The sequence below is a fragment of the Bradyrhizobium sp. CB1015 genome (assembly GCF_025200925.1).
In the GTDB taxonomy this organism is placed as follows: Bacteria; Pseudomonadota; Alphaproteobacteria; order Rhizobiales; family Xanthobacteraceae; genus Bradyrhizobium.
Genome location: NZ_CP104174.1, coordinates 1,950,545 through 1,977,163 on the forward strand (window position 1 = coordinate 1,950,545; position 26,619 = coordinate 1,977,163).

Genomic DNA, 26,619 nt, shown 5'->3' on the forward strand with positions numbered 1-26,619 from the left:
TTTCGATCGTCGCCTATTTGCCGAACGCCAGCACGTGCAGCCCCAGCCGCTGCCGCACGATCCAGAACAGCAGCACGGTCTCGAAGCTCAGCGAGATCGAGGTCGCAGCCGCCGCGCCGTGGCCGCCATAGCGCGGCACCAGCGCAATGCAGAGCACGACATTCATCACGAAGGCCAGCGCGTAAGCCAGCGCGCAGATCCTCTGCTGGCCGAGCATGTTGAGCAGGCGCTCTACCGGGCCGATGGCGGCGCGCACGACGAGGCCGATCGCGGCCACGAACATGATGTCGTAGCCGATCACGAATTGCGGCCCGAACAGCCACAGCAGCGGCTTGCCGAGCGCGAGCAGCACGATGGTCGCCGCCAGCGACGGCCAGAACGTCCAGTTGATGGCGTGCGCGACGTAGGCCGACAGGCGCGCCTTGTCGCCGCTGGCATTGTATTCGGCGAAGCGATGCGCGGTCGTCGCGGACATCGCGTAGTGGATGAACGAGACCAGCGCCAGCGTCTTCACCACGGCGAAATAGACGCCGACCTCGTCCGAGGGACGGAATTGCTGCAGCACCAGCACGTCGGTGTAGGACAAGAGCAGGTAGAAGCTCTCGACCAGCAGGATCGGCAGCGAGACGGCGAGCCAGCCCTTGACGTCATAGGCCTTCGGTCCCGGTGTGATGTGATCGGCGAGCTTGCGGTTCAGCACCACCATCTGCCCGGCCATCGCGATCCATACCGCGCCAAAGCTCGCCACCATCGCGGCGACCGCGCCGAGATGATAGCCGAGCAGGAAGGCGAATGCCGTGATGCCGATGATCAGCGCCTGGCGGATGATGAATTGCGGCATCAGGCCGAGCTGCATCCAGTCGTGCGAGCGCGCGATGCCGTCCTGGGTGTTGGCGACGACAAAAGCGGGCAGCGTCATGCAGCCGATATAGAGCGGCAGCACCTCGGCCGGATCGATCCAGGGCGACAGCAATTTGACGATGCCGGCAAGGCCGAGCGATACCAGCGTGGACACGGCAAAAGTCAGCCAGCGGCTGCCGGAGAGGAAACCGCGCAGCAGCGCGTGCGCGCCGCTGGCGCGGTACTCCGGAATGATTTTTTGTGCGGAGGCCGAGATGCCGAAATCCATCATGCTGCCGAGCAGCAGCACCCAGGTCCAGACATAGACGTAGATGCCGTAATCGGACGTGCCCATCCAGCGCGCGAGCAGCACCTGCGAGACATAAGCGAGGCCGGCGCTGATGACGCGGATGATGAAGATGGTGCCGGCGAGCCGTCGCGTCAGCGACGCCTCGCTCGATCCGCCCGCGAGCTTGGCGCGCAGCCGCGCGACCAGCCCGGCCGGTCCGGTCGTTGCGGGTGGTGCATCCATCACGGCCAATTCGAAGAATCCCCTGGGCGACCTGCAGCGGCAGGTGAGGGAATTAGCAACCATTCGTTAAGATTCGGTTGGGCGGCTATTCCATGCTCGGTGTCGTCCCGGACAAGCGCGCCTCAAGCGCGCGCCGATCCGGGATCCATAGCCCCAGGGAGAAGTTATCTGGCCGGCTCGTAACCACGAGTCTTCGCCACATCCAAACCTGTGGTTATGGGGCCCGGGCTCGCGCTTCGCGCGCCCCGGGACGACAGCTGATTGTGGAGAGGGAGCCCGGCAACTCACTCGCGCTAACCGGGCCTCACTCCAAATTCGTATTGAACTCGTACGCCTTCTCCGGCCCGACCAGCGTCAACTTCAGCGCGGCGCCCTCGGGCTTGGCGCCCGGCGGCAATCCATCGAGCTCGAACGAGAAGCGCATGACGCCCGGCGGGCCGTGCTGCACCGGCGCCGGAATCGGTAGCGCCCAATCGGGTGTCGGGCCTTCCACGAACAGATTGACCTTGCGGCTGTCCGGCGTCACCACGTCGACCACCACGTTCTTGGGGCCGTCACGCTTGACGTCGCGAATGGTGAGCGGATTGGGGTCGCCGATATTGGCGGGCTTCGGCACGGTATCGAGCGCCGCACGCAAGTTCGCATCCTCGGTCGAGGCGACGCTGTTGAAGCCGAGCTCGGCGCTGGCCTCCACGGGAATGCAGAGCTTCTCGCACACCGCATAGTTGATCTCGGCGCGCAGGGTCACCGGCTTGTCCGCGGCCTTGGCGACGATGCGCAGGGGTAGCACGACCTGGTCGCGATAGCCGATCGAATGGCCGCCCGCGCCATCGTCGAACTTCAGCGGTGCCGGCCACATCACCGTCACCGCTTCGACATTATCGGACTTGGAGAAGTCGAACCGGGGTGGAACGCCGGAATCGCCGGGCGACCGCCAGTAGGTCTTCCACCCGGGCTGCAGCTGGAAAGCAATACCGCCGAGCAGCACCGCGCCGCTGCGCGATCCCGCCACTAGCCGCACCGCGGAATGTCCATCGCGCTGCCAGGGCGATGCGTCATCGGCACGGGCCGCGATGGCCAAGGACGAGGCGAGCAGGGTTGTCGCGACGCCAATCGCCGCACGCAGGGGAACAATGCTGGACATGGCACGTCTTTACAGGGTGGCCCCGGGCCAAACCATTGAATTGCTTGTGATGGATGCACTCGAATCAGGTCGCCGCAAGCCTTGATTTGACAGCCGCCCGGCCCGACATCAGGATAGGAATTGAAACCGGAGTGCTTGAGCGATGGCTGCCACAGGCAAGAGGACGGGCGAAAGCCCCCGCAGCTCGGGCGCCGCGCTGCCCAGTTCGGGCGGCTATCTCGACGGCCGGCTCCTGATCGCAATGCCCGTGATGGGCGATTCCCGCTTCGAGCGCTCGGTGATCTATCTTTGCGCCCATTCGGCGGAGGGAGCGATGGGCATCATCGTGAACCATCCCGCCGGCAGCATCGATTTCCCCGAGCTCTTGCAGCAGCTCGGCATCATCAAGAAGGGCGAGCACATCAAGCTGCCGGAGAACGCCGAAAGCATGAAGGTGCTGCGGGGCGGTCCGGTCGACACGGGGCGCGGCTTCGTGCTGCATTCCAGCGACTTCTACATCGAGAATGCGACCCTGCGGATCGATGAGGGCGTCTGCCTGACCGCGACGGTCGACATCCTGCGGGCGATCGCGAACGGCTCCGGTCCCAAGCACGCCATCCTCGCGCTCGGCTATGCCGGCTGGGCGCCCGGCCAGCTCGAGACCGAGATCCAGAGCAACGGCTGGCTGCATTGCGACGCGGATGCGGATCTGATTTTCGGCGACGACGTCGACGACAAATATAACCGCGCCTTGCAGAAAATCGGCATCGATCCCGGCATGCTCTCGAACGAGGCCGGGCACGCGTAGCGTTAGTGTTCCGCTGTGTTCGTCCCACCCTACCTCTGTCGTCGCCGGGTCAAGCCGGGCGATGACACCGGTTGCTGAGGCGCTGTGCCCCGCTACTCCGCCGCCTGCTGCTGCACCGTCGGCTCGGTGCCCGCCACCGTTGCCCGGCGCATGTCGCGGGGCTGGGACTGGTCGTAGCGGCGGACGCGGTGCATGGTCTGGCGGTTGTCCCACATCACGAGGTCATGCAGCTTCCATTTGTGCACGTAGACAAACTCAGGCTGTGTGGCGTGCTCGTTCAGATCGCGCAGCAATAGCCGCCCCTCGGGCACGCTCATGCCGACGACCTTGCCGGCATGCGATGACAGATACAGCGACTTGCGGCGATGCACGGGGTGCGTGCGCACCAGCCGTTGCAGCACCGGCTTGAACATCTCCTTCTCTTCGTCGGTGTATTCGGTGAAGCCGAGCGATCCCCGCGAATACATCAGCGAATGCTCGCAGACGAGGTCCTCGATCTCCGCCTTGGTCTCGTCGTCGAGCGCGTCATAGGCCGCTCGCATGTCGGCGAATTCGGTGTTACCGCCTTTCGGGTTGACGACGCGCGCCGACAGCAGCGAGAACTTTGCGGGAATAGGGCGGAACGAGCTGTCGGAGTGCCACAGGCAATTGCCGAGGTTGAACAAATTGGCGCGGCTGTCCTTCGGCAGCGGCTTGCCGTCCTTGCCGAGGTTGGAGACGTCGTTCAGGCCCGAGGTGAGGCGGTATTCATCCGCCTTGGTGATGTTGCCGCCGCGCGCGTCCTCGCGCTGGCCGAAATTCAGCGCGAACGCCATCTGCTGCTCGTCGGTGATGTCCTGATCGTGGAAGACCAGCACGGCGTACTTGTCCATGGCGGCCTCGATCTCGCGCGCCTGATCCGGCGTGAGCGGCTTGCGCAAGTCGAGGCCTGATACCTCGCCGACGAAATGTTTCTGAAGCTGCCGGATGGCGATGGTCATGGCGTTCCTCCCGCATCGACGAGCGGTTTCCCCGCTCTGTTTGTGGAAAAAAAATGACTCCCGCATCCGGCGATGTCAACGCGCCGCGCGCATAGCTCTCACGCGTTCCGCGCCATCAGCCCGCCGTCGACCGGGATCACCGCGCCGGTGAGGAAGGACGCCGCGGGCAGGCACAGGCTCAGCGTCATATGCGCGACCTCCTCAGGGTCGGCGTAACGGCCGAGTGCGGTGCGGCGCTTGGCGTAGATGGTCTTGTGCTCCTCCGGGATGCGGTCGGTGATTCCCGTGCGGATCGGTCCGGGGCAGATGCAGTTGACGGTGATGCCCTCGCGCCCGAGCTCCACCGCCAGCGAGCGGGTGAGGCTCACAACGCCACCCTTCGCGGCCGAATACGGGCTGTGCAAGGCGGTGGCGCCGAGCGCCTCGGTCGAGGCGATATTGACGATGCGCGGGCTCCTCGACTTGCGCAAGTGGGGCAGCGCGGCGCGGATGATGCGCGGATGCGCCGTCAGCATCACGGCGATGCCCTTTGCCCAGGCGTCCTCGTAGGCCTCATCGTCGATCGCGACACGCAACGAGATGCCGGCATTGTTGACGACGATGTCGAGGGCGCCGAAATGCGCGGCGATGTCGCCGACCACACGCTTGATCTCGCCGCCGTCGGCGACGTCGAGTTTCCACGCTCTTGCCGCACCACCGCCCGCCGCAATCTCGCTGGCGACGACATGCGCGCCCTGCTCGTCGAAATCCGTGACGGCGACGTTCGCACCTTCGTTTCCGAACACGCGCGCGGTGGCGCGCCCCATGCCGCTGGCCGCGCCGGTGACGAGCACGGTGAGGCCCTTCACGGACCGGCTGAGCTCCCTGAAGTCGGACATGCTGTTTCCTCGCGCCGAGCTGGTTCTTGTTATGATTGACAAGGCTGGCATCGATCCGCAGACAGGTCAAACAAGCAGACAACAACAGGGGAGGCCGAGAATGGCAAACGAGCTCGATTTCTCAGGCAAGCAGGTGCTGGTGGTCGGCGGTTCCAGCGGCATCGGCAACGGCATCGCGCAGGCCTTTCGCGCCAAGGGCGCAACAGTTGCGGTTTGCGGCACGCGTGCTCACGCAGCGGAATATTCAGCCGACGAAGGCTCCGATCTCGAAGGTCTTGCTTACGCGCAGCTCGATGTCGGAAACCCCGGCGCGATCGAAGCATTCAAGCCGTCGTTCGATCGTCTCGACATCCTGGTGCTCGCGCAGGGCGCTGTGATCTACCGCCGCGGCGAATTCGAGATGGCGGGTTTCCGCAAGGTCGTCGAGGTCAACCTGATGAGCCTGATGGCCTGCGCGATGCGCTTTCATTCCATGTTGCGGGACGCGAATGGCGCGCTGATCATCGTGTCCTCGACGGCGGCCTATCATTCCACCATGGGCAATCCGGCCTACAACGCCTCGAAGACCGGTGCGGTCGGATTGACGCGGACGCTGGGCGAGGCCTGGGCCGAGGACGGCATCCGCGTCAACGGCATCGCGCCAGGGCTCGTCGACACCAAGATGACAAAGGTGACGACTGACAATCCGAAGCGGCTGGAAAGCGCGCTCGCGCGCATCCCGCTGCGGCGATTGGGCACGCCGGCCGACATGGCGGGTGCGGCGCTGTTCCTGGCCTCGCCGCTGTCGTCCTACATCATCGGCCAGACGCTCGTCGTCGATGGCGGCCTCATTCTGTAGGCCAAGATTCTGTAGGCAGCGCCAAGGAACCGCGCTGCGTCTGATCGGTTACTTCGGCTGACCACCGAGGAGGATCATCATGGACACGGATCGGATTGTTGGATCGGCAAAGGAATATGCCGGACGCGCGGAAGGCGCGATCGGAGACATGGCAGGCGATGCCAAGACGCAGGCATCGGGCAAGGCGCGGGAAGCCGCGGGCACGGTGCAGAATCTCTACGGTCAGGCCAAGGATGCCGTGCGCGACGCCACGGACACTGCCGCGGGCTATGCCAAGGATGCCTATGAGAATAGTGGCGAGACTTTCCGCGACGGCTCGAAGGCCATCGCGCAGAAGGTGCAGGACAACCCGCTCGGCGCGCTGCTGGTTGCCGGCGGCATCGGCTTCGCGCTGGCGCTTCTGATGTCGCGTCCCGCCCGTCGTCCGCCGTCACGCTGGCGCTATTACGGCTGATTCTATCTGCGCATTGCTCTCGTGCCCCGGACGCAATGCGGCGCGTAACGCCGCGTTGCTAAGCCGGGGCCCATCTTTTTGAACTAGATGCTGGGTCCCGGCTCTGCGTCGCATCACCAAGAGGTGCTGCGCCGCGTCCGGGACACGAAACCTCAACTTGTTACCGGAACACTTCCGCCGACCGCCCGACATTGGCCGGCGGCCGCGGGATCGCGGGGGGCGGATTCGGATTGCGCGGTCCGGGCCCCGGCGCCAACTGGCGTGGGGCCGGCGGGGGCTGCGGCGAGCCGAAGCCGAAGAAATCCCTGAATGACGGCGTTGCCTGGGCCGGCTGTTGTGGCGGGAGCTGCGGCTTCTTCGGCGCGAGCTTTGGCGGCGCGATCGCGGCGGCCGCGCCCGGTGCGCCCTGAGCCGCCCCGCCGTCCGGCGTCGTTGCCGCCATCGGCGTATCGCCCTTGGCCTGCTCGCGGCCGACTTCCCGGCGCGGCCAGGCATAATCGTCGGCACGGCCGGCCGGGGCTGCCAGCGGCTCCCCCTTCACCATGGTCTTGGCGGCGAGTGCATCGACCGCGGCGGGACGCGTGCCTGGTCCGCCCAGCAATTGATCGGTCGAGATCGAGGCTGCAACCAGCGGCACGATCGGCCCGGCCAGCGGTCGCGGCGCGGGCTTGCCCGGCTCGGCGCTGGTGTCGGGCGTCGCAGGCTCGCTCGGCAGCGCGATCGGGCCGGAGCGTCCTGCAAGCAGGCGCGTGATCTCGCGCTCGACATAATGCGCGAGCTTGCGCGCGCCGGCCTTGGTGAAATAGACGCCGTCGGAGCTGCGGAGCTGGCGGATCTGGCCTTCGAAGTCCGGGCCCTTCTGCAGGAAGCGGCCGGCTTCGTCGACGAAGCCGTCCCACACGTCGACATAGGTGATGCCGGCTTTGGCCGCGCCCTCACGGTAGAGCGAATCCAGGAACAGCGTGTCCGCGGTGCCCTTCGGTCCACGAACTGCGGGCAGGCCGACCCAGAGCACCGGCACGCCCTTGGCCTTGAGCACGCCCGCGAGCTCCTCGATCTTCTTGCCGTAGAGCTCGACCCAGCGCTCGTCGCGGAATTCGTAGAGGCCGTTCGGGTTGCGCGCGGTCTTTTCCGGCGCGGCCGCCGGCGTGTCGGCGTTGTCGGCGTCGTCCTGCGGCAGGTCGGCATCGGCAGGCTTGTCATCCGGCTTGGCGGCGGTGTCGGGCTTGGCATCGCCGGGCTTCGCCGGTTGCTTGGCGCGCGCACCCTTGTCGTTCTTCTTGTCCTTCTCCGCGGCCGCCTTGTCGGGTTTGTCGGCGGCCGGCTCGCGGATCGCGACGCGGTCGTTGAGGCCGAGCATGACGACGATCACGTCGGGCTTCTCGGTCTCCAGAATGCCCTTGGCCGCTGCGGCCCAATCCGCGGGCTCGCCCTTCGGCTGGTACTTGATCAGGCCGGACGTGGTCTTGTGCTTGCGGATCACGCCCATGTCGGGCTGCTCTGCGTATGCGTCTTCCAAGCCATAGGCGAGCCAGTCGGCCATGGCATCGCCGATCACCAGCACGTTCTTCTCAGGAATGGTGTCGCGCTTGGCGGGTGCCGGCGCGCGCGAAAAATCCTGTCGCGGCGCCTGCGGCGGCTGCTGCTGGAATGGTGTGAAGAAGTCGCCGCCGAACCAGCCGCCACCTCCGCCGCCCCGTGGTGGCGGGGGTGGGGCCGAACGCTGCGGCGGGCCGCCGAAGCCGGGGAAGTTGAAGAACTGCGCCGAAGCCGGTGCCGCCACCGATACCAGGATCGCAAGCGCCGTCCCCAGCGCGATCAACGGGCCGGTCTCGGTCAGCGCCTTGAACAGGGACTTCTTCGACATGCGATCTCGGGCACGCGCAATAGGGGATCGGAGCTAGCTCGATATAATAACGGAATCAGGCGCCAAACGGGCAAATTCCATCGCAGATTCTTGTCCATAGACCGGGGAACACCAGTCCCGGTCAAGGCTATCAGCCAAAATCCGCCTTCAAGGTTACTTCAGAGGCGATTTTACTGCCCCCGCAGCCGGTCCAGCACGTCGGACGAGGCAAAACCGTCCGCGGGGACCCCGATTGAGGCCTGGAAGTTGCGCAAGGCTTCCCTGGTCTGGCCGCCGAACTGGCCGTCCGGCGTGCCCTTGTAGAAGCCGCGCTGGGCCAGCAGCTGCTGCAGCTCCAGCCGCTCGGTGCGCGACAATTCGCGCTCCTGGCGCGGCCAGGGCTGCACGAAAGGCTGTCCCCCGCGCAGGCGGTCGGCGAAATGGCCGATCGCCAGCGCATAGGCTTCGGCCGGATTGTACTTCATGATGACGCGGTAATTCTGCAGCATCAAAAAGCCCGGTCCCTGCGCGCCGGCCGGTGCCAGCAGATAGGCTTTCTCCGCCGGGTGCGGGAAGGGCTGGTTGTTCGGACGCTTGAGCCCGAGCTTCTCCCATTGCGCGATCGGCATCGCCTTGGCGCGGTCGGCCAGCATGTAGTTGAAGCCTTGCGGCACCACGACCTCGTAGCCCCAGGTCTGGCCGGTCTGCCAGCCGTCCTTCTTCAGATTGTTGGCGGTCGACGCAATCAGGTCGGTCGGATTGTCGACGACGTCGCGCCGGCCGTCGCCATCGCCGTCCACCGCGAAGCGCTTGAACGCGGTCGGCATGAACTGGGTCGGGCCGAACGCGCCGGCCCAGGAGCCGCGCAGCTGCTCCGGACGCAGATCGCCGCGGTTGAGGATCTCCAGCGCGGAGAGGAACTCGTCCTTGAAATAGGCCTGGCGGCGGCCGATGCAGGCGAGCGTCGCGGTCGATTGCAGCACGCTGCGGTCGCCCATCTGCGTCGAGTAATTGGACTCGATGCCCCAGATCGAGGCGATGATGTAGCGGTCGACGCCGGTGGCCTTTTCGGTGGCGTCGAACTGCGCCTTGTACTTGGCGAGGATCTCGCGGCCCTTGGCGAGGCGGTTGTCGTTCACCAGGATGTCGAGATAGTCCCAGATCGACTTGGTGAACTCCGGCTGCGAATCCATGAGGTCCATGATGCGCAGGTCGGGCGAGAGTCCGGCGGTGAAGCGCTGAAAGTTCTCCTGCGTGACGCCGCGCCGTGCGGCATCGGGCCACATCGCAGCGACGCAATTGTTGAAGTTGCCGGCAGCCTCGCGGATCGCGGCAGCCGTCATCAAGGGATGGCCGGAGGCGCCGTCCTCGCCGCTCCAGGGCAATGCTCCCGCCGGCGCGCCGCTCGGGCCAGGCGAGGGTTGCACTGGTGCCGGGTTCGATCCGGAGAAGATGCCGCCGAACAGGTTGGACAGGCCGTTCTGCGCCTGAGCGTGCGCGCCCGCCGGCAGCAGCAAAGCAGCCGCAACGACTGCTCCGCCAGCCCGTCTCGCCAGTCCTGCCATTGATTGCATCATATCCCACCCGTCGGCCTGAAAACTTGCCACAGGAGGCCTGGTTAGCGTTGCCAATAGCTTAACAAAGGTGAAATTTTGGTGGCGGCCTTTTTCTTAACTCTGTCGGGGTGAGGCCCCAGATCCGCCTTTGTTGGCGGCTGCAAACAGGCTAGCAAGAATGCCATTGCTCCCGTCCCATGTGCCCCAAGGTATTCGATCGATCCCATGAAGATTCGCAAAGCCGTATTCCCCGTCGCCGGTCTCGGCACCCGCGTTCTGCCTGCCACCAAGGCGATGCCGAAGGAAATGCTGACCATCGTCGACAAGCCCCTGATCCAGTACGTCTATGACGAGGCGAAGGAAGCCGGCATCGAGCACTTCGTCTTCGTCACCGGCCGCAACAAGTCTGTCATCGAGGATCATTTCGACCGGATGTTCGAGCTCGACTCGACGCTGGCCGCGCGCGGCAAGAAGGCCGAGCAGGACATCCTGGCGCAGAACCAGCCCGAAGCCGGCGCGGTCAGCTTCACCCGGCAGCAGGCGCCGCTCGGCCTCGGCCACGCGGTCTGGTGCGCGCGCGACATCGTCGGCAATGAGCCGTTCGCCGTGGTGCTGCCGGACGAGCTCGTGCTCAACACGCCGGGCTGCCTGAAGCAGATGATCGAGATGGCGTCCTCGCTCGGCGAGAAATCCAATCTGATCGCGGTCGAGGCGGTGCCCGATCACCTGACCCACCAATATGGCATCTGCGGCGTCGGCAAGCGCAACGGCAAGATGTTCGAGGTCGACGGCATGGTCGAGAAGCCGGCCAAGGGCACCGCGCCCTCCAACCTCTCGATCACCGGCCGTTACATCCTGCAGCCGGAGATCTTCAAGATCCTGGAGACCCAGGAGCGCGGCGCCGGCGGCGAGATCCAGCTCACCGACGCCATGATCGGGCTTGCCAAGACGCAGAAATTCTACGGCGTCGAGTTCGAGGGCGAGCGCCATGATTGCGGCTCCAAGCCCGGCTTCCTGCGCGCCAACATCGCCTACGGCTTGAAGCGCCCGGAACTGCGCGACGGCCTGATCGCGGAGATGAAGAAGTATCTGGGGCAGTGACATCGAAGGCGGACGCCTTCGATGTCATCCCGGGATGGTCCGCAGGACCAGACCTCAGATGCGCAATTGCGCATCGGGGGATCTCGAGGTTCCGGGTTCGATGCTTCGCATCGCCCCGGAACGACAGTGTAAATCACGCCACCAGCGACAGCTGCGGCAGGCTCGCCACCACCGACTGGTTGCGTCCGCCGGCCTTGGCGGCATAGAGCGCCTTGTCGGCGGCGGCAACCAGCATCGGCCAGTCCATGCCGGCGGCGGGAACGAGGCTGGCGATGCCGCAGGACACCGTCGACATCGCCTGCTCGTCGGACCAGCCCTGCACCTTGAGGCGGATCGTCTCCGCCACCTTGAAGGCATCGGCGGCCGAGGTGCTCGGCAGCAGCACCGCGAATTCCTCGCCGCCATAGCGCGCCGCGCAATCGCCGGCGCGGCTCACCGAATCGGAAATGCAGATGGCGATGCCGACCAGCACCTGGTCGCCGGCCTGATGGCCGAACGTGTCGTTGTAGGCCTTGAAATGATCGGCATCGATCATGAGCAGCGCGATCGGCGCCTTCTGGCGCATGGCGCGCCGCCATTCGGTGTCGATGACGGAATCGAACTTGCGGCGGTTCTTCAGGCCGGTGAGCGCGTCCGTCGTCGCCATCTCCTCGAGCTTGCGCTCGGCCTCGGCGCGCCGGCCGATCTCGCGCGCGAGCACGAGCGTCGATCCCAGCACGAACAGGGCGAGCGCCAGCACCACGGCGCCGATACGGAGCGCCTCCTTCTGCCAGAGCGCGAACACCGCGGCCAAAGGTTTGCCGGCGACCACGAACAGCGGTCCGCTGTTCTTGCTGCGGACGTAGAGTCGCGGCGTCGAATCGACCGGGCCCTGCCCCGAATAGGAGGCGCCGACCCTGAGATTGTCGGCCTTCCAGGTGCGGCGATCGTTCAGGTTCGTGCCGATGACGTCGAGATCGAATGGCCGCCGCATGATGATGGTGCGGTCGCGCTTGAGCACGGTGATGGTGTCGTCGGGGTCGAGGTTGAGCCGATCGAACAATTCGTGGAAATAGCTGAACCGGATCGAGCCGGCGACGACGCCCATGAAGCCGCCGTGCGCGTCGCTGATGCGGCGGCTCAGCACGATCGAGTAGGCGCCGCGAAACAGCATGGGGCGGCTGATGAACATCTGCCCGTCGGGATTGTCCCGGTGAACCCTGAAATAGTCCTCGTCGCTGCGGTCCTCCGGCAGCGGATCGAGCGTGGAGGCATCGATGGTCAGCCGGCCCTCGGCGTCGAACACCTGGATGGCGCCGAAATGCCTGGCGGTGGTCGCATGGTCGAACAGGATCAGGTGACGGATCGGCTTGGAGACCGTCGCCAGCTCGGGCAGCAGCATGTTGCTGGCGACCGCCTTCAGCGACAAATCGTAGATTTCGACGTTGCGGCTGACGTCGGACTCGATCGTGGTCGCGAGATTCTCCAGCGTCTGGCGGGCGAGCGCCTCCTCGCCGCGGCGCATGTCGAGCATGACGTTGACGCAAATCGCGGAAAAGCCGATCACCGTCACCACGGACGAGATGATCAGCAGCTTCGTCGAAATCCGCCACGGCCGGCGGGCCGCCACGTCGCGCCATCCAGAGAACATTTGTTCCCTCCTGGTTATAGTGGATGCGCCCGAAAGCTTGCGTAGTGTTTAAGCCGCGACGGCGCTGCTGCGATGAGTTAAGAATCGGTTTATGCGGCTGACGGTTTTGAGCAGACCTGATCTTCGGCCCCGCACGAGAGGACGAGTGTGAACGACTACGACGCGTTGCGCGATTATCTGCTGCGGCAGAAGCACGAGGAGCTCGTGCTGAGCTTCGAGCAGATCGAGGAGATCATCGGCGCGGCGCTGCCGCGCGCGGCCCAGCGTGCCTCATGGTGGGACAGCCTGCGCAGCCCCGACATCCAGATGCCGCAACGCGAAGCCTGCCTCGCCGCCGGCTTCGTGGCAACGCGCATGCCGGACGGTCAGAGCGTAAGGTTCAGGAAGCAGAAGGGTGAGCGGCGGCGATAGGGCGTGTCGCACCGCTCTTACCCTCCCCTGGAGGGGGAGGGTCGGCTCATGTTGAGCGCAGCGAAATGTGAGACGGGGTGGGGTGACGGACTCTCCGCATCCAACAGTGCCCGAATGGAGAGATCACCCCACCCCGCTCGCGCTGCGCGCGATCGACCCTCCCCCTCCAGGGGAGGGTAAGAGAGCAATCAGCTCGCAGCTTCCAGCCGCACTTCCGTGAGCAGGCGCATCGCCGCGTCCGCGTCCATCGGCTCGCCGAAGGCAAAGCCTTGCGCGTATTCGCAGCCCATCTGGTAGAGCTCGACGGCGTCCGAATCCGTTTCGGCGCCTTCGGCGACGACGTCCATGCCGAGATCGTGGGCGAGCGCGATGATCGATTTCAGGATCACGGGGCGAGTGCCCCGGCTGGTGGTGCGCACGAAGGACTGGTCGATCTTGATGGTGTCGAACGGGAAGCGCTGCAGATAGGCCAGCGAGGAATGGCCGGTGCCGAAATCGTCGAGCGACAGCCCGGTGCCGAGCTCGCGGATCCGGGTCAGCATCTGGGCTGCGTGCTCCGGATTCTCCATCACCAGCGATTCCGTCAGCTCGAGCTTGAGCGTGCCGCGCGCCACCGAGGAGCGCGACAGCACGGTGCGGATGTCGTGGATCAAATCGTGGCGCAGCAGCTGCCGTGACGAGACATTGACGCTTGCGAAGATCGGCTCGCGCGAGCGCATCGCGCGCTGCCACACCGAAAGCTGCTTCGCGGTCTGGTCGAGCACGAACATGCCGAGGTCGACGATCAGGCCGGTCTCTTCCGCAATGCTGATGAACTCCGAGGGCGCCATGCGTCCGAGCTTCGGATGATCCCAGCGCGCCAGCGCCTCGAAGCCGGTGACGGAGCGATCCTCCAGCCGCACGATCGGCTGGTACAGGATCGTGATCTCCTGGCGCTCGATGGCGCGGCGCAATTCGCTCTCCAGCGTCAGGCGATCGGTCTTCCGCGCTCGCATCGCCGGCTTGTAGACGTCGATGCGGTCGCCGCCGATGCGCTTGGAATGATACATCGCCAGCTCGGCGTCCTTGATGATCTCGTCGGTGAGCTGGGTCTGCGGATCGGACAGCGCGAGGCCGATCGACGCGGTGAGGAAGATCTCGCGGTCGTTGAAGGCGATCGGGGCGCGGATGGTCTTGCGGATCGTTTCGGCGAAAGCGGTGATGCGCGCCGGGTCCTGCTCCGAGAGCAGGATCAGGCCGAACTGGTCGCCGGCCATCCGGGCCAGCGTGTCCTGCGGCTTCAGGATGCGGGTGAGACGGCGCGCCAAAGTGAGCAGGATGGAATCGCCGACCGCAATCCCGACGGAATCGTTGACCTGCTTGAAGCGGTCGAGGTCGATCACCATCAGCGTCGGCCGCAGCGTCGGCATGGTCTTGGCGAAATGCGCGACCGCACCCAGCCGGTCCATGAACAGCTTGCGGTTGGGCAGGCCGGTGAGATTGTCATGCACGGAATCGTGCAGCAGGCGCTCCTCGGCGTTACGCAGCTCGGTGACGTCGGTGAGCGTGCCGACCACGCGCGAGACCTCGCCGTCCGAGCCGACCACCGGGCGCGCCTTGAGCGCGAACCACATGAAGTGGCCGTCCGGGGTGCGCAGGCGGAAATCCTGCACCAGGCGGCCGCGGCGCTGGTCGAGCACGCTGTCGAGCGCGGCGCGGAAACGGTCCTGGTCGAGCGGATGCAGCACCTCGAGCCAGGATGCCGCCGGGCCTTCCAGCGTGCCGCGCTTCAGTCCCAGCAGGGCTTCGGTCTCGGGGCTGGTGAACACCTTGTCGGCCGAGACGTCCCAGTCCCAGATCAGGTCGCCGGAGCCGGCCAGCGCCAAAGCGCGCCGCTCGATGTCGGAGACGACGCCCGTGCTGGCACCGCCGCCGGCAAAGGCGTGCTGCATCACCGTGAAGCCGATCAGCATCACGATCAGCACGAGGCCGCCGAGCAGCGCTGGGCCGACGATGTCGTTGGTGACGGAGCCCGCCACCGTCATGCCGGCCGCGACCACCCAGACCACGAGGAGGAACCAGGTCGGGATCAAGAGCACGGCGCGGTCGAAGCCGTGGGTGGAGAGATAGACGATCAGCGCGAACCCGGCGAAGGCGATCAGCACCAGCGAGATGCGCGCGATGCCGGAGGCCACCGCCGGATCGAACAGCGCCAGCGCCACCAGCGAGCCGAGGAAGGCGAGCCAGCCGACCGTGATGTGCGAATAGCGCACGTGCCAGCGGCTGAGGTTGAGATAGGCGAACAGAAAAACCAGCAGCGTCGCCGCCAGGATCGCTTCACCCGCCGCGCGCCAGATGCGCTCGGCGTTGTTCGACATGTCGAGCACCTTGCCCCAGAAGCCGAAATCGACGCCGATATAGACCAGCACCGCCCAGGCCAGCGCAGCCGCCGCCGGGAACATGATGCTGCCCTTCACCACGAACAGGATCGTCAGCACCAGCGCCAGCAGACCCGAGATGCCGATCACGATGCCCTGGTACAGCGTGAACGAGTTGACCTTGTCCTTGTAGGCTTCCGGCTCCCACAGATAGAGCTGCGGCAGCTTGTCGGTGCGCAGCTCCGCGACGAAGGTGACGACGGCGCCGGGATCGAGCGTGATGCGGAACACGTCGGCGGTGGCGCTTTCCTGCCGTTCCGGCCGGTCGCCGATCGAGGGCGTGATGGTCGCGATGCGCGACAGGCCGAGGTCGGGCCACAGCAATCCCGAGGAGACGATGCGGTAATGCGGGGCGACGATCAGGCGGTCGAGCTGGTCGTCGGTGTTGTTGGCGAGCGCGAACACCACCCAGTTCTGCCCGCCCTCGCGGGCGCGCACCTCGATGCGGCGAACGATGCCGTCGGTGCCGGGCGCGGTGGAGACCTGGATGCGATCGGCATCGCTGCGCTGATGCTCGAGCACGCTGGTGAGGTCGATCGCGGGCGCGTCGCTACGGACGCTGACGGCGTCGAGCGCGCGCGCGGGATACGCGGCGACGAGAATCATGAGGCCCAGCGCGATGGGCGCGAGGCACCTGATCAGACGCAAGGTCAGTTCTCCGCGTTCGACGCAAACTCGTCAGTGCAAGGCAAAACTAGAAGGCGATTTCAGACCGGACCGATGTGGTTCGGTGCGTCGCGATAGATGCCACGAAAGCGAGGAAAATCAAAGGGTTTCCGGCTTGCCCTGTGGGCCGGTGGCCTAGGCCTCCAACACAATTTTGCCAATATGTGCGCTCGTTTCCATGCGCCGGTGGGCGTCGGCCGCCTTTTCCAGCGGGAAAGTGCTGTCCATCACCGGCTTGATGCGGCCTTCGCGCAAAAGCGGCATCACTTTCTGCTCGATCGCGGCCACCATCGCCGCCTTGTCCGCATTACTACGGGGGCGCAAGGTCGAGCCGGTATGGGTCAGGCGCTTGACCATGACCTTGGCGATGTTGACGCTGACCTTGGGGCCGTTGAGGGTCGCGATCTGGACGATGCGGCCGTCGACTGCGGCGGCATCATAGTTGCGATCGACATAGTCGCCGGCGACCATGTCGAGGATCAGGTTGACGCCAACGTTGTTGGTCTCCGCCTTGACCACGGCGACGAAGTCTTCGTTCTTGTAGTTGATGGCGCGGTCGGCCCCCAGCTTGAGGCAGGCATCGATCTTGTCCTGCGATCCCACGGTGACGAACACTTTTGCACCAAAGGCTTTGGCGAGCTGAATGGCCATGGTGCCGATGCCGGAGGAGCCGCCATGGATCAGCAGCGTCTCGCCGGCCTTGAGGCCGCCGCGCTCGAACACGTTGTGCCAAACCGTCATCAGGGTTTCCGGCAGCGCGCCGGCTTCCTTGATCGACAGCGCCGGCGGCACGCTCATCGCTTGGGCGTCCTGGGCGATGCAATATTGCGCATAGCCGCCGCCGGCGACCAGCGACATCACCTTGTCGCCGACCTTGTGCCGCTTGGCATTGCTACCGACCGCGACGACTTCGCCGGCGATCTCCAGGCCGGGCAGGTCGCTGGCGCCGGGCGGCGGCGGATAGGCGCCGGAGCGCTGCGCCACGTCGGGCCGGTTGACGCCGGCAGCCATCACCTTGACCAGGATCTCGTCGGGACCGGGCTGCGGAACGCTGCGTTGCTCCGGCACCAGCACTTCCGGCCCACCGGGCTTGGAGATGGCGACCACGGTCATTTGCGCGGGCAGCTTGTCCATGATGTGTCCTTGAGCAAAGGTGCGGGAGGAAACGAGGCCCTTGCTTAGCCAGCGCGGTGCAGGCTGGCAACCGCCTTAGGCCGTGTGGTCCGGTCCGCGGACGAGAGGAGGAACGACGATGCCGATCGAAGACGACGACCGCCCGCGCAAGAAGATCAGCCATGAGATTGGACAGGACCTCTCACTCTTGTCAGTGGAGGAACTGACCGAGCGCGTCGCGCTGCTCAAGACCGAGATCGCAAGACTGGAAGAAGCCGCCACCAGGAAACGCGCCTCGCGCGATGCGGCGAACAGTATTTTCAAGTCGTAGTGGTCGCCACACGATCGCTGTCGTCCCGGACAAGCGCGCCAAAAGCGCGCGCCGATCCGGGGACCCACACCCACAGGGTGACATTGTCGCGCGACGCCGGCAACTCCGAGTCCCGTCACCACATCCGCCTGTGGCTATGGACCCAGGATCGGCGCTTACGCTTGTCCGGGACGACAGCGGAGTGTGTTGCGTCAGCTGCGCAATATGTCTGGCGCTGGTCGGGCCGGTGCGGCGACTGCGAAATTGTTCCGCACCAGATTCGGCCACTGGCCGACATGGCTAACGAAACCCCAAAAAATTAGCTCGTTTACTTCAGATTAAGCTTTCGGGTTTATGACCGGAACTGTCCTCGTTTGGACACCGAGTGGCTCCTGTCCACTCTGTTTGACGCCTCCCTGTTATCAACTTTCAAAGCCGCCGGTCTCCGGCGGCTCTTTTTTTGCGGTTCGGGCCTCTCATCCCGGTTGCATTCGCGAGGATTGACCCGCGGAAACCATATCCGCGCTTGTCACTGGACTCCGCGTCTCGCCCGCGCAATGATTTGTTCATCATAAGCCGGCGCCAAAGCCGGGCAGTCAAACAGTTGCGTAAGAGGCGTTAACCATGGAACGTTTGCAGGCCGAAGGCGCTCTCGTTCAGCTCAGCGAGCGATTCACCAATTCTGCGGCGTTCGGCAATTTGTTCCGTGAGGGCATGGACCTCGTCGAGGAGACCGCCGCCTATCTCGACGGCGCCGGCCGCGTCGAGGCCAAGGCGCTCGACCGCGCCGTCAGCCTCACCTACGCGACCGAGAGCATGCGCCTCACCACGCGCCTGATGCAGCTCGCCTCCTGGCTGCTGCTGCACCGCGCGGTGAAGGAAGGCGAGATGACGCTGAGCCAGGCCAACCGCGAGAAGACCAAGGTCAAGCTCACCGCCGCCGATCCCGGCCCGGCCGACACCATCGAGAAGCTGCCCGCGCAGCTTCAGGACCTGATCCATCGCTCGATGAGCCTGCAGACCCGCGTCCGCCGCCTCGACAGCACGATCCACACCCCGCCGGCCGAGCAGGCTGCGATCGGCAACCCGCTGGTGCCGCACCTCAACGCGCTGAAGGCCGCGTTCGAGCGGTAAGCCTCTGCTGTCATTGCGGGGCGCGCGAAGCGCGAACTATGGTGCGCTCTTGCGCACCTGAGAATCTCGTCATTCCGGGTTCGGCTCTGCGAGCCGCCCCGGAATGACGATGGAAGCAAAAACGCCCCCGGTCTCCCGGGGGCGTTTTCGTGTCCAGCCTTGCGGCCGGCTCAATCCTTCTTGAGAAAGCCCGAAAACTTCTTCTGGAAGCGCGAGACGCGGCCGCCGCGGTCCATGATCTGGGCGGAGCCGCCGGTCCAGGCCGGGTGCGACTTCGGATCGATGTCGAGGTTCAGCGTGTCGCCTTCCTTGCCCCAGGTGGAGCGGGTCAGGTACTCGGTTCCGTCGGTCATGACGACCTTAATCGTATGATAATTCGGGTGAATTTCGGCTTTCATGGCAATTCCTCGGCGCTCCGGCGCCTTCTTGGGTGGCTCGCGAATGACGGATTTGGGCGGCTCTATACCTCACGAAACCCCGCAAAACAAGCCATGCTGCCGCGGTGAACCGGGGTTTGCCCCTAAGGGACTTCCCGGATTTGCCACTACTCTTGCACCGGCCTATTGGGAGCAAACGAATGCAATGGGTCGGATCTCATGAGCGCAGTGGAACGGCTTGATGGCCAATATGTCGATCAGCCCGGAATGAACGCCGCGGACACCCCCTCGATCGAGGCCGAGCTGATCGAAGCGCCGGCCAAGGGCCGCGCCAAGCTGCGGCCGCTGCTGGCGCTCGCGCCCTATGTCAGCCGCTACAGCGGCCGGGCGGGGCTGGCCTTCGTCGCGCTCACGATCGCCGCGCTGACCACGCTGCTGGTGCCGGTCGCGGTGCGCAGGATGATCGATTTCGGCCTGACGCCCGAGGGCATCGAGCTGATCAACAGCTACTTCTCGGTCATGCTCGCGGTCGTTGCCGTGCTCGCGATCGCGAGCGCGGCGCGCTACTACCTCGTGATGACCATCGGCGAACGCATCGTCGCCGATCTCCGGCGCGACGTCTTCGCCCATCTGCTCTCGCTCTCGCCAGCCTTCTTCGATTCCGCGCGCAGCGGCGAATTGATCTCGCGCCTCACCGCCGACACCACCCAGCTGAAATCGGCCGTCGGCGCCTCCGTCTCGATCGCGCTGCGCAACCTGATGATGTTTCTCGGCGCGACCGCGATGATGGTGATCACGAGCCCGAAGCTTTCGGGCTTCGTGCTGCTCGCCATTCCCCTGATCGTGCTGCCGCTGGTGGCGTTCGGGCGCTGGGTGCGACGGCTGTCGCGCAATGCGCAGGACACGCTCGCCGATGCCTCCGCCTATGCGGGCGAATTGGTCGGCGCGATCCGCACCGTGCAGGCCTATACCAGCGAGCAATTTGCCGAGAGGCGTTTCGGCGGCGAGGTCGAGCAGGCCTATGAAGCCGCGCGCACCTCGACCCAGGCCCGCGCCGTGCTGACGGCGATCATCATCTTCATCGTGTTCGCCAGCGTGGTCGCCATCCTCTGGATCGGCTCGCATGACGTGCTCACCGGCGCGATTACGCCGGGCCGGCTCGGTCAGTTCGTGCTGTATGCGGTGTTCGCCGCAGCCGGCCTCGGCCAGCTCAGCGAGGTCTGGGGCGAGGTCTCGGCGGCATCGGGCGCAGCCGAGCGCCTGTTCGAGATCCTCCACGTCCAGCCCGAGATCGCCGCGCCTGCGGCGCCGCTTGCGCTGCCGGTGCCGGCGCGCGGCGAGGTCGGGTTCGACCGGGTCAGCTTCGCCTATCCGGCTCGCTCCGACGTCAAGGTGCTCGACGCCGTGTCGTTCACCGTGCGCCCCGGCGAGAAGGTCGCGATCGTCGGTCCCTCCGGCGCCGGCAAGAGCACCATCTTTCATCTGCTGCTGCGCTTCTACGATCCGCGCAGCGGGACGATCTCGCTCGACGGCGTGCCGGTCAAGTCCGCCGACCCCGGGGATTTCCGCGCCCGCATCGCACTGGTGCCGCAGGAATCGGTGGTGTTCGCCGCGAGCGCGCGCGAGAACATTCGCTTCGGCCGGCCCGATGCGACCGATGCCGAGGTCGAGCGCGCCGCCGAGCTCGCCCATGCCGCCGAATTCATCCGCCGCCTGCCCGAAGGTTTCGAGACGGCGCTCGGCGAGCGCGGCGTGACGCTCTCCGGCGGCCAGCGCCAGCGCATCGCGATCGCACGTGCCATCCTGCGCGATGCGCCGCTGTTGCTGCTGGACGAAGCCACCTCCGCGCTCGACGCCGAAAGCGAAACGCTGGTGCAGACCGCGCTGGAAGAGTTGATGCGCCACCGCACCACGCTGGTGATCGCCCATCGCCTCGCCACCGTGCTCTCCTGCGACCGCATCCTGGTGATGGACCAGGGCCGGATCGTCGAGCAGGGCACGCATGCCGAGCTCGTGGCGGCGAACGGGCTCTATGCACGGCTGGCGCGGCTGCAGTTCGAGGGCGCGTGAGAGCGCTCGTGTCCCGGACGCGGTGCGGCGCGCAGTGCCGCGCCGCAGAGCCGGGACCCAGCAACTCTGGGCCCCGGCTCTGCAGCGCACCGCTGAAGGAGCGCTGCGCTGCGTCCGGGGCACGGGAGTCGTGACCTACGCCTTCCACACCATCTTCAACACCGGCCGCCCCGAGGTCGGGTTCACGTCGTCGCCGGCATGGGCAAAGCCGTTGCGCTCGTAGAAGCGGATGGCCCGGGCATTGTCCTTGTTGACGAGCAGCGTCACGCCCGAGGGTGACAGCCGCTTGGTTTCATTCACCAGCAGCCTTGCTGCGTCTGAGCCCCAATGCGCGGGATCGACGACGAGCTGGTCGAGATAGCCTTCGCCGTCGATGGTGACAAAACCGATCAGCTCGCCGTCCTGTTCCGCCACCACGATTTGGGCCTTCGGCACCAGATCCTTGCGCCAGCGCTCGCGCCACCAGTCCAGCCGCGCGGCGAAGTCGATCTGCGGATAGGCCCGCTGCCAGGTGCGATGCCAGAGGTCGATCGCGGCGGCCTCGTCGGAGGCCGCGTAGGGGCGGAGGTGGATCATGAGGTCGTCATGCCCGGGCATAGCCTCCGAAGGACGGCGTCGCTTCCGCTCGCCTATGTCCGGGCATCCACGCCCTTGTATTGACGCGGACCGAAGATCGTGGATGGCCGGGACAGGCCCGGCCATGACGGCGTGGTGAGCAGCGCGCGACGCTCACACTACCGCTCCGTCAGCTTCAGCTCGATGCGGCGGTTGCGCTTGTAGGCCTCTTCCGTGTTGCCGGTATCGAGCGGCTGGAATTCGCCGAAGCCGGCGGCGACGAGGCGCTGGGCGGGCACGCCGAGCGAGACCAGATATTGCACCACCGAGATCGAGCGCGCCGCGGACAAATCCCAGTTCGACTTGAAGTTCGGACCGTTGACGGGGCGCACGTCGGTATGGCCGTCGACGCGCAGCACCCAGGGAATGTCGCTCGGGATCTTCTTGTCGAGCTCGATCAGCGCGGTCGTCAAGGTGTCGAGCTCGGCGCGGCCCTCGGGCAGCAGAACCGCCTGGCCGGTGTCGAAGAACACTTCGGACTGGAACACGAAGCGGTCGCCGACGATGCGGATGTCGGGGCGGTTGCCGAGGATGGCGCGCAGCCGGCCGAAGAATTCCGAGCGGTAGCGCGACAATTCCTGCACGCGCTGCGCCAGGGCGACGTTCAGGCGGGAGCCCAGGTCGGCGATACGGTTCTGCGATTCCTTGTCGCGCTTCTCGGAGGCATCGAGCGCCTCTTCCAGCGCCGCCAATTGCCGGCGCAGCGCGCTGATCTGCTGGTTCAGCACCTCGATCTGCGCCAGCGCCCGCGCCGAGACCGCCTTCTCGGAATCCAGCGCCTTGCCGAGCTCGGCGGTCTTGCCTTGCGCATCGCTGCCGGCGGCGGCGAGGCCGTCATAGAGACCCTTGATGCGGTCGCGCTCGGATTCGGCCGAGGCGAGACCCGCCTTCAATTGCGAGACCTGGTCGTCGAGCGAGAGCTTGCCGAGCTTCTCCAGTGACAACAGCTCGTTGAGCTGGGCGATCTTGGCGTTGAGCTGCTCCAGCGCCTTGTCCTTGCCGGTGACCTCCTGCGACAGGAAGAACTGCACCACCAGGAACACCGTCAGCAGGAACACGATCGACAGCACCAGCGTCGATAGCGCGTCGACGAAGCCGGGCCAGTAGTTGAGACCGCCTTCGCTGCGGCGGGCGCGGGCAAGAGCCATGTCATCCGTCTCCACTCTCGTGTCCCGGACGCGGTGCAGCGCCTTGGCGATGCGCCGCTGAGCCGGGACCCATATTGTCCCTGACGCTGGGCCCCGGCTCAGCGACGCATCATTTCATGCTGCGTCGCGTCCGGGGCACAATACCGTCTCAACTCTTCTCGGGCTGGCGCGCGATCCGCTCCAGCAGGCGGCGGATCTCGCGGTTCTGCTCGCCCTGGCCGTCGGCCCATTCGCGGATCATCTGCTGCTCGGTGCGCATGTGCGAGACCAGCGCCTGGATTGCTTCGGCAAGGCTCGCCATCGCCGCCGTGGTGCCGCGGCCGGCGCTGCCGTCCTCGAGCACGGAGCGCAGCCGCTCGACGGCGGCCTGGAGTTCGCCGCCGGCGACGCCGCCGCCGGAAGCGGCAGGCACCTCGCCATTGCCGTATTCGCGCACGGTGGTGGCGAGCCAGTCTTCGAGGTCGGTGTAGAAGCGGTTCTGCGCCTGGCTCGATTGCAGATCGAGGAAGCCGAGGATCAGCGAGCCGGCGAGGCCGAACAGCGAGCTGGAGAAGGAGATGCCCATGCCGCCGAGCGGGGCGGCGAGGCCTTCCTTCAGCGTGTCGAACAGCGCCCCGGAATCGCTCCCGACCTTGAGCCCATCGATCACCTTGCCGACCGAGCCCACCGTCTCGATCAGGCCCCAGAAGGTGCCGAGCAGGCCGAGGAACACCAACAGGCCGGTCATGTAGCGGGAGATGTCGCGGGCCTCGTCGAGGCGGGTGGCGATCGAATCGAGCAGGTGCCGCATCGTGGTCTGGGTGATGGTCATCCGCCCCGAGCGCTCCCCGCCCAGGATCGCCGCCATCGGCGCCAGCAGCTTTGGGTGGCGGGCCGGCGCCAGGCCGGGATCGGCGACGCGGAAATTGTTGACCCAGGAGACCTCGGGATAGAGCCGGATGACCTGGCGGAACGCCAGGATGATGCCGATGAACAGCACCGCCCCGATCAGGGCGTTGAGCCCGGGATTGGCGAAGAAGGCCTGGATGATCTGCTTGTAGAGCACCACGCCCACCAGCGTGCAGAGGACCAGAAAGACCAGCATCCGCACCAGGAAGACGCTGGGCGAGGACAGTTTCGTGTACTCGATGTCCATGGTGGATCGGGAAGTGCCAGACCGCATGCCGGTATCATCCGTTACGTAAGTGCTTGCGGCGCGCACTATGGCACAGCGCCGGCCCAAAAAAAGCGCCGGATGCGCCGATTTCGGGGACAGCTGGGGGAACCCGGACCGGAAGCGGCGCTTTGATAAGCAGGTCTCTGCAGAAGTTCGCCATTCGGGGGCGCATGAGCGTCGTTTCCGCGATCATCGGGAATGCCGAGCGTGTGCCCCTGCCGGACGTGGTGATCCGCGCCGCGATCCAGCGCCTGTGCTCCCGCATGGCGACGCGCCTGTCCGGGCTGAGCGCCAGCGACGATGCGGCCTTTGCCGGCCGGATGATGCTGCGGCCGATCGCCGAGGGCGCAGGTGCCGGGCATGACCAGGTGCCTGCCGCCTTCTTCGCCGATTTGCTCGGTCCCAACCGTAAATTCTCCTGCTGCTTCTACAAGACCGACGCGACCACCTTGCAGGAGGCGGAGGAGGAGGCGCTGCGCCAGACCGTCGAGCATGCCGGCCTGGCCGACGGCCAGGCCATCCTGGAGCTCGGCTGCTGGGGCTCGCTGTCCCTGTGGATGGCGCGGCAGTTTCCGCACGCCAAGGTGACGGCGGTCGCGACCTCGCAGGCGCAGCGCGCCTACGTCGAGGAGGAGGCGCGGCTGCGCGGATTGCTCAATCTGCGCGTGGTCACGGCCGACATGAACGTGTTCGCGCCCGAGGGCCAGTTCGACCGCATCGTCTCGGTCGAGATGTTCGAGCAGATGAGCAACTGGCGCAAGCTGATGACGCGCGCGCGGTCATGGCTCGCGCCGGAGGGGCGGTTCTTCATGCACGTCGTCACCCACCGCTCCGGCTCGCATCTGCTTGACCCCGCCGATCGCGACGACTGGATCGCGCAGCTCGTCTACACGGGCGGGCTGATGCCGAGCCATCACCTCGTCAGGCAGTTCGACGATGTCTTCGCGATCGAGAAGGAATGGTGCTGGAGCGGGACGCATTACCGGCGCACCGCCAACGACTGGCTCGCCAATTTCGATGCACATCGCGAGGCCATCGAGGCCTCCTTGCGCAGGGTCTATGGCGAGGAGACCGCTCTCTGGATGCGTCGCTGGCGCTGGTTCCTGCTCGCAACCTCGGGCCTGTTCGGTTACGCCGATGGAACTGAATGGGGCGTCAGCCACTACCGGATGAAGGCCGCCGAGTAATTGCGATGTTCCGTCGCAGCACGCGGCGATGGAGCGGGACTCACAATCAAGTGACACCGCAAAAGCCTTCTGATCTCAACAGCATAAGCTGTGTGACAATGAGCCGCCCGCGTCATGCGTTGCATCGCAGCAGATGCATTCTATTTTGGCGGCATCAGCCGCGTGTAAAAGGTCCAGAACGGGCCACGCGCGAGCACGATCAGTATCAACAACATCGGGGCACCCCACTTCATGTCCGGGCTTCGCGCGCGATCGGCATGCGTTGCAATGATGCTCGCGGCCCTTGCGCCGCTGCTGGGTGCTTGCGAGGAATCCAGCTCCGCGGTGTCCGCCGCCCAGCCGCCCGCCCCTGACGTCAGCATCGTCGTCGTCAAGCCGCAGGCACGCGCCGTGGTGCGCGAGCTGCCGGGCCGGATCGCGCCGACGCGGGTCTCCGACGTGCGGCCGCGCGTATCCGGCATCGTGGTCGAGCGCCTGTTCCGCCAGGGCAGCGAGGTGAAGGCCGGCGATCCGCTCTATCGCATCGATCCGCGTCCGTTCGAGGTCGAGGTGATGGCCAATGAGGCCGCGCTGGCCAAGTCCGAAGCGGCTTTGATGCAGGCCAAGCAGCAGGCGCATCGTATCGCCACCCTGACCCGGGATCGCGCCGCCCCCGAAGCCGAGAACGAGAAGGCGATCGCGGCCGAACGCCAGGCCCATGCCGAGGTCGAGGGCCGCAAGGCCGAGCTCGCGCGCGCCAAGCTCAATCTCGACTATGCCACCGTTCGCGCGCCGATCGACGGCGTGGTCGGTGCGGCCCTCGTCAGCGAGGGCGCGCTCGCCGTGCAGAACGAAACCAATCTCGCCACCATCCAGCAGCTCGATCCGATCTATGCCGACTTCACCCAGTCGGTGACCGAGCTCAACCAGCTCCGCCGCGCCTTCGAGACCGGCGACCTCGAGCGCATCGCGGCCGATGCCGCCAAGGTGCGCCTCGTGCTCGACGACAACACTCTCTATTCGCTCGACGGCAAGCTGCTGTTCTCCGACGCCAAGGTCGACGCTCACACCGGGCAGGTGACGTTGCGCGGCGAGTTCCCCAATCCCAAGCGCGAGCTGCTGCCGGGCATGTACGTCCGGGTCCGGATCGACCAGGGGCTCGATTCCGACGCGATCGCGGTGCCGCAGCAGGCGATCCAGCGCAATGGCGGCGGCGGCAGCGAAGTGTTCGTGGTCAAGGACGACAACCACATCGCCGTGCAGCCGGTGCGCACCGGCTCGGTGCAAGACGGCCTCTGGTTCGTCACCGAGGGCCTGAAGGCCGGCGACAAGGTCGTGGTCGAAGGCTTCCAGAAGTTCGCGGCCGGCGACAAGGTCCAGCCGCAATCCTGGTCCGAGGCGGAGGCGACCGCGGACAACCGGCACGCGCTTAAGCTCACGCGGTAACGCA

At 66.0% G+C, this 26,619-nt stretch carries 23 protein-coding genes; 10 read left to right on the top strand and 13 right to left on the bottom strand.

Features of this window, described 5'->3' with window-relative positions; translation table 11 throughout:
- Positions 1–13 precede the first annotated feature (13 nt).
- Entirely contained in the window at positions 14–1,381 is a 1,368-nt protein-coding gene (locus N2604_RS08740; protein WP_409241689.1) for a flippase, read from the bottom strand.
- Between the two features lie 295 nt (positions 1,382–1,676).
- The gene (locus N2604_RS08745) at positions 1,677–2,516 is read right to left on the bottom strand and encodes a protein-disulfide reductase DsbD domain-containing protein (protein WP_260374345.1); all 840 of its coding nucleotides are present in this window, start codon (positions 2,514–2,516) and stop codon (positions 1,677–1,679) included.
- A 142-nt stretch (positions 2,517–2,658) separates the two neighbouring features.
- Between N2604_RS08745 and N2604_RS08750 the strand changes: the two genes are divergently transcribed.
- Entirely contained in the window at positions 2,659–3,303 is a 645-nt protein-coding gene (locus N2604_RS08750; RefSeq protein WP_260374346.1) for a YqgE/AlgH family protein, read from the top strand.
- A gap of 92 nt (positions 3,304–3,395) precedes the next feature.
- Here N2604_RS08750 and N2604_RS08755 read toward each other — a convergent pair whose 3' ends face one another.
- Complete coding sequence (locus tag N2604_RS08755; protein WP_197948084.1) at positions 3,396–4,283, bottom strand: TauD/TfdA family dioxygenase; 888 nt, start codon at positions 4,281–4,283, stop codon at positions 3,396–3,398.
- Positions 4,284–4,381: 98 nt separating this feature from the next.
- On the bottom strand, positions 4,382–5,161 hold the full coding sequence (locus N2604_RS08760; RefSeq protein ID WP_260374347.1) for an SDR family NAD(P)-dependent oxidoreductase: 780 nt from the start codon (positions 5,159–5,161) through the stop codon (positions 4,382–4,384).
- 100 nt (positions 5,162–5,261) lie between these two features.
- Here N2604_RS08760 and N2604_RS08765 point away from each other — a divergent pair, with 100 nt between their 5' ends.
- Both N2604_RS08765 and N2604_RS08770 read left to right on the top strand, forming a co-directional pair.
- Positions 5,262–5,999: an SDR family NAD(P)-dependent oxidoreductase gene (locus tag N2604_RS08765; RefSeq protein ID WP_260374348.1), complete on the top strand. Its 738-nt coding sequence runs from the start codon at positions 5,262–5,264 to the stop codon at positions 5,997–5,999.
- A 79-nt stretch (positions 6,000–6,078) separates the two neighbouring features.
- Positions 6,079–6,453, top strand: a complete 375-nt coding sequence (locus N2604_RS08770) for a CsbD family protein (protein ID WP_035998251.1) — start codon at positions 6,079–6,081, stop codon at positions 6,451–6,453.
- Between the two features lie 160 nt (positions 6,454–6,613).
- On the opposite strand, the gene N2604_RS08775 is transcribed toward N2604_RS08770, so the two are convergent.
- Positions 6,614–8,320, bottom strand: a complete 1,707-nt coding sequence (locus N2604_RS08775) for an SGNH family hydrolase (protein WP_260374349.1) — start codon at positions 8,318–8,320, stop codon at positions 6,614–6,616.
- Between the two features lie 170 nt (positions 8,321–8,490).
- Positions 8,491–9,873: a lytic murein transglycosylase gene (locus N2604_RS08780; RefSeq protein ID WP_260374350.1), complete on the bottom strand. Its 1,383-nt coding sequence runs from the start codon at positions 9,871–9,873 to the stop codon at positions 8,491–8,493.
- 207 nt (positions 9,874–10,080) lie between these two features.
- Here N2604_RS08780 and N2604_RS08785 point away from each other — a divergent pair, with 207 nt between their 5' ends.
- Positions 10,081–10,956: a UTP--glucose-1-phosphate uridylyltransferase gene (locus N2604_RS08785; protein ID WP_260374351.1), complete on the top strand. Its 876-nt coding sequence runs from the start codon at positions 10,081–10,083 to the stop codon at positions 10,954–10,956.
- Positions 10,957–11,089: 133 nt separating this feature from the next.
- On the opposite strand, the gene N2604_RS08790 is transcribed toward N2604_RS08785, so the two are convergent.
- Complete coding sequence (locus tag N2604_RS08790) at positions 11,090–12,586, bottom strand: diguanylate cyclase (RefSeq protein ID WP_260374352.1); 1,497 nt, start codon at positions 12,584–12,586, stop codon at positions 11,090–11,092.
- 147 nt (positions 12,587–12,733) lie between these two features.
- On the opposite strand from N2604_RS08790, the gene N2604_RS08795 reads away from it, so the two are divergent.
- Positions 12,734–12,997 (top strand): hypothetical protein, encoded by a 264-nt coding sequence (locus N2604_RS08795; protein WP_260374353.1) that lies wholly within the window; start codon positions 12,734–12,736, stop codon positions 12,995–12,997.
- 188 nt (positions 12,998–13,185) lie between these two features.
- Here the strand turns inward: N2604_RS08795 and N2604_RS08800 are convergent, their stop codons facing one another.
- Both N2604_RS08800 and N2604_RS08805 read right to left on the bottom strand, forming a co-directional pair.
- Positions 13,186–16,062: a sensor domain-containing phosphodiesterase gene (locus tag N2604_RS08800; RefSeq protein WP_260374354.1), complete on the bottom strand. Its 2,877-nt coding sequence runs from the start codon at positions 16,060–16,062 to the stop codon at positions 13,186–13,188.
- A gap of 153 nt (positions 16,063–16,215) precedes the next feature.
- Complete coding sequence (locus N2604_RS08805) at positions 16,216–17,214, bottom strand: NAD(P)H-quinone oxidoreductase (protein ID WP_260374355.1); 999 nt, start codon at positions 17,212–17,214, stop codon at positions 16,216–16,218.
- Between the two features lie 118 nt (positions 17,215–17,332).
- On the opposite strand from N2604_RS08805, the gene N2604_RS08810 reads away from it, so the two are divergent.
- Together N2604_RS08810 and N2604_RS08815 are read left to right on the top strand one after the other, a co-directional pair.
- Positions 17,333–17,524 (top strand): DUF1192 domain-containing protein, encoded by a 192-nt coding sequence (locus N2604_RS08810; protein WP_197960623.1) that lies wholly within the window; start codon positions 17,333–17,335, stop codon positions 17,522–17,524.
- Between the two features lie 603 nt (positions 17,525–18,127).
- Positions 18,128–18,637: a DUF1465 family protein gene (locus N2604_RS08815; RefSeq protein ID WP_260374356.1), complete on the top strand. Its 510-nt coding sequence runs from the start codon at positions 18,128–18,130 to the stop codon at positions 18,635–18,637.
- A gap of 170 nt (positions 18,638–18,807) precedes the next feature.
- On the opposite strand, the gene rpmE is transcribed toward N2604_RS08815, so the two are convergent.
- The gene (gene rpmE, locus N2604_RS08820; RefSeq protein ID WP_027573780.1) at positions 18,808–19,035 is read right to left on the bottom strand and encodes a 50S ribosomal protein L31; all 228 of its coding nucleotides are present in this window, start codon (positions 19,033–19,035) and stop codon (positions 18,808–18,810) included.
- A gap of 198 nt (positions 19,036–19,233) precedes the next feature.
- Here rpmE and N2604_RS08825 point away from each other — a divergent pair, with 198 nt between their 5' ends.
- On the top strand, positions 19,234–21,084 hold the full coding sequence (locus N2604_RS08825; RefSeq protein WP_260374357.1) for an ABC transporter ATP-binding protein/permease: 1,851 nt from the start codon (positions 19,234–19,236) through the stop codon (positions 21,082–21,084).
- Between the two features lie 135 nt (positions 21,085–21,219).
- Here N2604_RS08825 and N2604_RS08830 read toward each other — a convergent pair whose 3' ends face one another.
- The 3 genes from N2604_RS08830 to N2604_RS08840 all read right to left on the bottom strand — a co-directional run bounded on the left by N2604_RS08830 (position 21,220) and on the right by N2604_RS08840 (position 24,009).
- The gene (locus N2604_RS08830) at positions 21,220–21,660 is read right to left on the bottom strand and encodes a GNAT family N-acetyltransferase (protein ID WP_260374358.1); all 441 of its coding nucleotides are present in this window, start codon (positions 21,658–21,660) and stop codon (positions 21,220–21,222) included.
- 158 nt (positions 21,661–21,818) lie between these two features.
- Positions 21,819–22,847 (bottom strand): peptidoglycan -binding protein, encoded by a 1,029-nt coding sequence (locus N2604_RS08835; protein WP_260374359.1) that lies wholly within the window; start codon positions 22,845–22,847, stop codon positions 21,819–21,821.
- 148 nt (positions 22,848–22,995) lie between these two features.
- On the bottom strand, positions 22,996–24,009 hold the full coding sequence (locus tag N2604_RS08840) for a flagellar motor protein MotA (RefSeq protein ID WP_260374360.1): 1,014 nt from the start codon (positions 24,007–24,009) through the stop codon (positions 22,996–22,998).
- Between the two features lie 164 nt (positions 24,010–24,173).
- Between N2604_RS08840 and N2604_RS08845 the strand changes: the two genes are divergently transcribed.
- Positions 24,174–25,190, top strand: coding sequence for a cyclopropane-fatty-acyl-phospholipid synthase family protein (locus N2604_RS08845; RefSeq protein WP_260374361.1), 1,017 nt, complete (start codon positions 24,174–24,176; stop codon positions 25,188–25,190).
- 231 nt (positions 25,191–25,421) lie between these two features.
- A complete protein-coding gene (locus N2604_RS08850; RefSeq protein WP_260374362.1) occupies positions 25,422–26,615 on the top strand; it encodes an efflux RND transporter periplasmic adaptor subunit in 1,194 nt (397 codons plus the stop codon).
- Positions 26,616–26,619 lie beyond the last annotated feature (4 nt).

What these genes read in the sequence shown, in the direction of transcription:
- N2604_RS08745 (WP_260374345.1), bottom strand. Translation starts at nt 2,516, where the DNA reads ATGTCCAGCATTGTTCCCCTGCGTGCGGCGATTGGCGTCGCGACAACC.
- N2604_RS08750 (WP_260374346.1), top strand. Translation starts at nt 2,659, where the DNA reads ATGGCTGCCACAGGCAAGAGGACGGGCGAAAGCCCCCGCAGCTCGGGC.
- N2604_RS08755 (WP_197948084.1), bottom strand. Translation starts at nt 4,283, where the DNA reads ATGACCATCGCCATCCGGCAGCTTCAGAAACATTTCGTCGGCGAGGTA.
- N2604_RS08760 (WP_260374347.1), bottom strand. Translation starts at nt 5,161, where the DNA reads ATGTCCGACTTCAGGGAGCTCAGCCGGTCCGTGAAGGGCCTCACCGTG.
- N2604_RS08765 (WP_260374348.1), top strand. Translation starts at nt 5,262, where the DNA reads ATGGCAAACGAGCTCGATTTCTCAGGCAAGCAGGTGCTGGTGGTCGGC.
- N2604_RS08770 (WP_035998251.1), top strand. Translation starts at nt 6,079, where the DNA reads ATGGACACGGATCGGATTGTTGGATCGGCAAAGGAATATGCCGGACGC.
- N2604_RS08775 (WP_260374349.1), bottom strand. Translation starts at nt 8,320, where the DNA reads ATGTCGAAGAAGTCCCTGTTCAAGGCGCTGACCGAGACCGGCCCGTTG.
- N2604_RS08780 (WP_260374350.1), bottom strand. Translation starts at nt 9,873, where the DNA reads ATGCAATCAATGGCAGGACTGGCGAGACGGGCTGGCGGAGCAGTCGTT.
- N2604_RS08785 (WP_260374351.1), top strand. Translation starts at nt 10,081, where the DNA reads ATGAAGATTCGCAAAGCCGTATTCCCCGTCGCCGGTCTCGGCACCCGC.
- N2604_RS08790 (WP_260374352.1), bottom strand. Translation starts at nt 12,586, where the DNA reads ATGTTCTCTGGATGGCGCGACGTGGCGGCCCGCCGGCCGTGGCGGATT.
- N2604_RS08805 (WP_260374355.1), bottom strand. Translation starts at nt 17,214, where the DNA reads ATGGACAAGCTGCCCGCGCAAATGACCGTGGTCGCCATCTCCAAGCCC.
- N2604_RS08810 (WP_197960623.1), top strand. Translation starts at nt 17,333, where the DNA reads ATGCCGATCGAAGACGACGACCGCCCGCGCAAGAAGATCAGCCATGAG.
- N2604_RS08815 (WP_260374356.1), top strand. Translation starts at nt 18,128, where the DNA reads ATGGAACGTTTGCAGGCCGAAGGCGCTCTCGTTCAGCTCAGCGAGCGA.
- rpmE (WP_027573780.1), bottom strand. Translation starts at nt 19,035, where the DNA reads ATGAAAGCCGAAATTCACCCGAATTATCATACGATTAAGGTCGTCATG.
- N2604_RS08825 (WP_260374357.1), top strand. Translation starts at nt 19,234, where the DNA reads ATGAGCGCAGTGGAACGGCTTGATGGCCAATATGTCGATCAGCCCGGA.
- N2604_RS08830 (WP_260374358.1), bottom strand. Translation starts at nt 21,660, where the DNA reads ATGATCCACCTCCGCCCCTACGCGGCCTCCGACGAGGCCGCCGCGATC.
- N2604_RS08835 (WP_260374359.1), bottom strand. Translation starts at nt 22,847, where the DNA reads ATGGCTCTTGCCCGCGCCCGCCGCAGCGAAGGCGGTCTCAACTACTGG.
- N2604_RS08840 (WP_260374360.1), bottom strand. Translation starts at nt 24,009, where the DNA reads ATGCGGTCTGGCACTTCCCGATCCACCATGGACATCGAGTACACGAAA.
- N2604_RS08845 (WP_260374361.1), top strand. Translation starts at nt 24,174, where the DNA reads ATGAGCGTCGTTTCCGCGATCATCGGGAATGCCGAGCGTGTGCCCCTG.
- N2604_RS08850 (WP_260374362.1), top strand. Translation starts at nt 25,422, where the DNA reads ATGTCCGGGCTTCGCGCGCGATCGGCATGCGTTGCAATGATGCTCGCG.